The following is a 5,070-nucleotide window of genomic DNA, read 5'->3' as shown; positions in this document are numbered from 1 at the left end:
GGCTTTGGGGTTGCTCGGGGGTTCACTGTTGACCGAGGGTAGAAGCGGCTTCCTAGGCCCTCGGTGCCTTCGGAGGTGAGCCCGTGGGGCTGCCGAGCGGGATCGTTTGCGGCTCCGCTGCTCTTTGCTGGGGCTCAGCGCACCAAGGGCTTCCCGGGCGGGGAGGACGTCCAAGCGCCCGTCCCATGGCGGGTCTTCGATGGGCCTCCCTGGCCCCCGTCCAAGACTTGGAGGCTGCATTCTTCGCGTGCCACGCGCCCGCCAGTTGTCGGCCAGCTCGTGCCCGGCCACTCCGACCAGCCACGCGACCCGACAAGGCAGGTGACGGCTCCTTGCGTATCGCCTCGACTGCGGCCAGAAACTTCTCGGCCGTGAGGTCCTCGGCCAGCGCATGCCGTCCACACCGGGGCAACAGGTGGGCATAGAGCTGGGGGAGCGCCGTGTCATATAGGTCCAGCAGCGCTGGCCCGGTCCGGCTGAAGATGTCCCTGGTGGTTCATGCCCTCCATCGTTCGGCGGGCCGATTCGCCAACGGGTCGGAGCCAAGATTCTTGGAAGTTTGGTTGTGATCTCGAGTGCGGCGGTCGTTTGCCCTGGTCAGGGCCGCCACGGCTGGGTTCGAGGACGGTGCCGCCGGGTGGGCGCGCCACGACGGACGGCGATGGCCGACCATGGGAATTGTGGTGATTCCCGAACCCCTCACGCTCTACACCGCTGACGATGTCCGGATCGACGCAGGTCACATGCGGGGAGACGGCGACCTGTGCTTCGTCCTGGCACATGGCTTCACCTGCTCTTGGCGGCAGCCCATGCTCCGGCGGATCGCCAGTGCGCTCCACCAGCACGGTGGTGTCATCGGGCTGGATTTTCGTGGCCATGGCAGATCTGGTGGTCACTCCACCGTCGGCGACCGTGAGGTTCTCGACGTCGACGCGGCAGTCGCGGCTGCACGCCGCAGAGGGTACGGGCGCGTTGCCGTAGCCGGGTTCTCCATGGGCGGTGCCATCGTCGTCCGCCACGCGGCATTGCACGGTGGAGTGGACGCCGTGGTCTCAGTCAGTGCGCCGGCTCGGTGGTACTACCGCGGGACGGTACCGATGCGGCGTGTGCACTGGGCGATCGAACGACGTGCCGGGCGGCTGGCGGTACGTCTGGCACGTGGCACCCGAGTGGCGCCCAAAGGATGGGAACCGGTGCCGGAGGCACCGTACGAGGTGGCTGGACGGATCGCTCCGGTTCCGCTGCTGGTCGTCCATGGAGACGCGGATCCGTTCCTTCCGCTCGACCACGGCCGGCAGTTGTACGACGCGGCGCGCGATCCACGCGAGTTGTGGGTAGAGCCTGGGTTCGGCCATGCGGAAGTTGCCGCCACGCCTGATCTGATCGAGCGCATTGGTGGCTGGGCAAAGGGCGCAGCCTCAATCAGGGCGTGATGGACTCGGCGTTCGTCCGAAGGTGCACTGCCGACCCCGCGAGTCTCATGCAGGGTTACGTGGTTGTGGATACACGTCGGTGTGCTCTCGGTCCGGAGCCTGATCGGGGAGTGGTCAGTGGGGCTGCAATAGGAGAACCCCTGGCGGCGGCCGGTAAGCGTGGTGGGCATCGCTAGCGGGTGAGCAGACGTGAGCCTGCGAGGTCGGCTAAGCGTGGGCGTTGCAGCATTGTCGTTGTGCTGAGCTCTGCCCGAATGTTCGCCGTGCGTTGGACGTGTTTGATGGCTCATGCTGCGACCAGTTAAGGGGAGTCGATTCGGCAACACCGTGATCACGACTCTGGGGCGTTGACCTGGGACTATCTGAGGTTATCCACATTTCTGCTGCGACCTTCGCGGCGGCTTGCCGACGGGCATGATCGTGGGCATGAACGGGTTCAGCCTGACCTGGAAACGAGCGTCCGCCGAATCGATCGTCCCCATCGGAGCCGGCGTGTACTTCGTTCCGGTCAAAGGAGCTTCGCTCGCCGCCCGTGCCGCCGCACTCAGCGATCTCCTCCCGCAGGACGCCGTCGTCGCCCGACGCGCCGCCGCATGGATCTGGGGCCTGGACGTCTTACCGCCGGGGGAGGACGAGGCCGACTGGAATGTCGAACTCATCACTCCCGGGTCGTCCGAGAATCCACTGTCGCGGACCACCGCAGAGACCGTGGAACTTCCCGCAGGTCACGTTACGGAGGAGTTTGGTGTACGCATGACGACTTTCGCCCGCACGGCTTTGGACTGCGCCCGTTGGCTCCCTCGCTACGAGGCGGTGGCGGCCCTCGACCAATTTCTCCGGCGAGGAGTGGAGACTGATGAACTCACCTCTATGGCTCGGAGCTTGCAGGGTTACTGCGGCAACAAAAGGTTGCGGGAGATTCTCCGCCTCAGCGATCGCGGTGCCGCTTCCCCTGGCGAGAGTTGGACCCGTGTCGCCGTCATAGAGTCAGGTCTTCCGCGTCCGAAGACCCAAGTCCCGGTGAGGGGCGAAAACGGCCAGTGGCTTTACGTGGACCTCGGCTATCCGGAACTCCGTGTCGGCGTGGAATACGACGGCGAACGTCATCACTCCGGTCGCAAGGCCCGAGCTCATGATGCGCGCCGGCGGGCTTGGCTCACCAAAGAGATGGGGTGGGAGATTCTTCCTGTGACCAAGGATTTCTTATACCGGCCCACGGCCTATCTGGAGGCTCTTCTGACAGTACTCATCCAGCGAGGATGGCAACCAGACAATTCCACAATGGAACATATCGCCGTCCGACTGGCTCGCTTGAACCGCCGATCACGGTGACCGCTCAACTCGATCGATACCGCCCCCTGCAACTCGGGCTATGCAGGCGGTGCATCACATCGAGTCAGCGGGTCAGCATGGTGTGTCCTTCCGCCATGGTCGCGTGGGCGCGGACGTTGATCGCGGCAAACCGGGCGGATTTCACGCTTGTCGATCAGCCCGCGCTCGCAGTCCAGTCCAGGCCATGACCGGCCAGGGAGGGCGGGCCAGGCAGCTCCCACTGCGCCTTCTCGACGTGCCTGGCGTCGACCTTGCCGTGCCCGCCCCACCATTCCCACACGGCCTGGAGGTCGCGGCGCAGGGCCTGGCTGATGCCACGTCCGGTCCGGGTCGCAACGACCTCCTGCTTGCCAGGCAGGGCAGACCAGGCAGGGCAGGCAGGGCCGAGCAGGCCACGCAAGGCGGCCAGGCCAGGGCAGGGAGAGCAGGCCAGCCAGGGCAGGCCAGAGCAGGCCAGGCCCTGACCAGGCATGCCAGGCAGGCCACGCAGGGCAGACCAGAGCAAGCCAGGCCCCGACCGGCCAGGCCCCGACCCGGCCAGGCCCCGACCGGCCAGGCAGACCAGGGCAGGCAGGGCCCGGCCAGGCAGGGCAGAGGGCAGGCCAGAGCAAGCCAGGGCAGGCCAGGCGCTCACCGGGGCAGGGCAGGCAGGCCAGCCAGGGCGGCCAGGCCAGGCTTAGGGCAGGGGGAGGCCAGGGCAGGCAGGCTGGAGCAGGGCAGGCCAGGAAGGGCGGCCAAGCCAGGCCAGCCAGAGCAGGCCAGACCAGGCCAGAGCGGGCCAGAGCGGGCCAGACCAGGCCAGACCAGGCCAGAGCGGGCCAGAGCGGGCCAGACCAGGCCAGAGCGGGCCAGAGCGGGCCAGACCAGGCCAGACCAGGCCAGAGCGGGCCAGAGCGGGCCAGGGTAGGGGCAGGCAAGGTAGATGGGGCGAGGTGATGGAGCCGCTAACCGCCTCCACCGAGAACTGTTTCACGTGGACATGAGCGCGGGCGTGCCCAGTCGGAAGAAGCCTGATCCGAGGCTCGGCCAGCGACGTGACCATAATCCTGGACGGACGCTCTACCAGGCTCGCTTAACCGCAGGACGCAACCGTCCTAGAAGTGGCCGACAAATACGCCCCGATCGCCCCTTCGCGTGCAAGGCGGCGTCTGCGCCTGTCGCGCCGAACTCGTAGAAGGCAAGGCCGACGTGTGCTGCGACTACGCCAGACGCGAGCATTACCGGGCCTGGCCAGTACCTCATTCGGTCCAGCGGCGGCGTCGTCCTGGGCCCGCGTCCCGGAAAGTGTCGCTGAGTGTGATCTGCAGCATCTTCGCGCGTGAAGCGGCTAGCGTGGCTCTTCGGCCTGTAGGTGTCGGAAAAGACGGACTTCGATGGAGATGATTTCGACGGCGGTTGACGGCTGGCTTCTACGGGTAATTCGGCGTCTGCCGCAGGTGGGGTGTGCGGGCGCTGCTACTGCTTGCCCAGGAGGTTCACCAGGCTCTTTGGTGCGATCAGGCGGTAGCTGTCCTCGATGAGTTCAGCCATTTCGTCCCAGTCGTGGTCGACGTTGAGGTGTGCCCCTACCCATCCTTTGCTGCCGACGTATTTCGGGACGAAGAAGCGCTCGGGGTTCTCCGCCACGAGAGCCTCTTGCACGCCCGTGCCTGCCTTGAGTGTCATCGAGAGGCCGTCCTCGCTGGTCATCACGAACAGCTTGTCGCGGACTCGAAAGGAGGGTGCCGTGTGCCCACCAAATGGCTTCTCGGTTGCCTCTGGCAAGGAAAGGCATATTTCTCGTATTCGGGATAGCGCGTCCATGTTAGTCATGCATTTCCTTTGGAAGGTGTGGCCATGTGGGCCAGCGTTTGCGTTTCTATGACCAAACGGGCGGTCGTTGGCGTTAATTTCTGTGCTCGTTCAGTTGTGAACTGTGGCTATTGGCGACGGTGAGGAATTGGGCAACTATTGGCTTTTGGGAAATTGGGTATCGACGATTTGATGCCCCTGCATCGCTAGGGCGTTGACTGGGGAGGAATGTGTGCGACAGTTTATGCGTGCTCCTGGGCAGGCGCGGGGTCGGCGCCCACGATGCCTTCGTCCTCGAAAGCGGTGCAGGATCGGCTGGCCGAGGACGGACGACCAGACCTCGGCGAGAATGCCGCCGCTGGTACGTCACCGGCCACGAGCGCCGCAGCGGCGAGATCCGCACGTTCCGGGTCGATCGGGTCTGTCCCGCCGACGCCCCGAATGACCGCCGGCCCGGCCGGACCGACCGGGGGATCGGCGGAGAACTCGGCGAGGCCGACCGGAACTGCGCCCC

General features: G+C 65.9%; 5 protein-coding genes. 2 read left to right on the top strand and 3 right to left on the bottom strand.

All coding sequences use genetic code 11. From position 1 onward, the window contains the following. Window positions 1-671 precede the first annotated feature (671 nt). Window positions 672-1,433 (top strand): alpha/beta fold hydrolase, encoded by a 762-nt coding sequence (locus E1287_RS41940; RefSeq protein WP_131971491.1) that lies wholly within the window; start codon window positions 672-674, stop codon window positions 1,431-1,433. A gap of 426 nt (window positions 1,434-1,859) precedes the next feature. Continuing rightward, a complete protein-coding gene (locus E1287_RS41935) occupies window positions 1,860-2,765 on the top strand; it encodes a hypothetical protein (RefSeq protein WP_131971489.1) in 906 nt (301 codons plus the stop codon). Between the two features lie 154 nt (window positions 2,766-2,919). Here E1287_RS41935 and E1287_RS44460 read toward each other — a convergent pair whose 3' ends face one another. The 3 genes from E1287_RS44460 to E1287_RS45250 form a co-directional block, all read right to left on the bottom strand. Continuing rightward, window positions 2,920-3,237 carry a hypothetical protein gene (locus E1287_RS44460; protein ID WP_165969454.1) on the bottom strand — a complete coding sequence of 106 codons (318 nt, stop codon included), beginning with the start codon at window positions 3,235-3,237 and terminating at the stop codon, window positions 2,920-2,922. Between the two features lie 983 nt (window positions 3,238-4,220). Then, window positions 4,221-4,568, bottom strand: coding sequence for an MmcQ/YjbR family DNA-binding protein (locus E1287_RS41925; protein WP_243719816.1), 348 nt, complete (start codon window positions 4,566-4,568; stop codon window positions 4,221-4,223). A gap of 230 nt (window positions 4,569-4,798) precedes the next feature. Further along, window positions 4,799-5,070 (bottom strand): hypothetical protein (locus tag E1287_RS45250; protein WP_207934792.1); only part of this gene is annotated, 272 nt, incomplete at its 5' end.

This window comes from Actinomadura sp. KC06, from assembly GCF_004348735.1.
Lineage (GTDB): Bacteria > Actinomycetota > Actinomycetes > Streptosporangiales > Streptosporangiaceae > Spirillospora.
This window is presented reverse-complemented; position numbering and strand designations above follow the sequence as displayed.

Excerpts from the sequence above, each read along its gene's own strand:
- E1287_RS41940 (WP_131971491.1), top strand. The coding sequence starts at position 672 with ATGGGAATTGTGGTGATTCCCGAACCCCTCACGCTCTACACCGCTGAC.
- E1287_RS41935 (WP_131971489.1), top strand. The coding sequence starts at position 1,860 with ATGAACGGGTTCAGCCTGACCTGGAAACGAGCGTCCGCCGAATCGATC.
- E1287_RS44460 (WP_165969454.1), bottom strand. The coding sequence starts at position 3,237 with ATGCCTGGTCAGGGCCTGGCCTGCTCTGGCCTGCCCTGGCTGGCCTGC.
- E1287_RS41925 (WP_243719816.1), bottom strand. The coding sequence starts at position 4,568 with ATGGACGCGCTATCCCGAATACGAGAAATATGCCTTTCCTTGCCAGAG.